Genomic DNA, 418 nt, shown 5'->3' on the forward strand with positions numbered 1-418 from the left:
CCAATCTCAGTCTTGACCTGATCGGGCAGGCGCGGCTGCTCTACACGCACGCGGGGCGGATCGAAGGCGCGCTCACCGGCACACCGCACACGGAAGACGACTACGCCTATTGGCGGGCCGAGCCTGCGTTCCGCAACTACACGCTGCTCGAACTGCCCCATGCCGGGCCATTAGTCGCGACATCGGCAGCCGCGCGCGACTACGCCGTCACCATCGTTCGCCACTTTCTGTACGCCGCGTTGATGGTGCCCCTGTGGGAAGCGTTGACGCGTTCGACCGACCCCGAGCTGGCCGCCATTGCCGCCAGATCGGTGAAGGAGATGCGTTACCACCTCGCCCATACGCGCGACTGGCTCGTGCGCTTCGGTGATGGCACGGACGAGTCGCATGCGCGTTCCCAGGCCGCGCTCGATTGGCT

Annotated in this window: 1 protein-coding gene; it reads left to right on the forward strand. The window is 66.3% G+C overall.

Annotated elements, in window-relative coordinates; all coding sequences use genetic code 11:
- On the forward strand, positions 1–418 hold a 418-nt coding region (gene paaC, locus I6F21_RS38115; protein ID WP_225184433.1), incomplete at both ends, for a 1,2-phenylacetyl-CoA epoxidase subunit PaaC.

The sequence above is a fragment of the Bradyrhizobium sp. NBAIM03 genome (assembly GCF_020194055.1).
Lineage (GTDB): Bacteria > Pseudomonadota > Alphaproteobacteria > Rhizobiales > Xanthobacteraceae > Bradyrhizobium > Bradyrhizobium yuanmingense.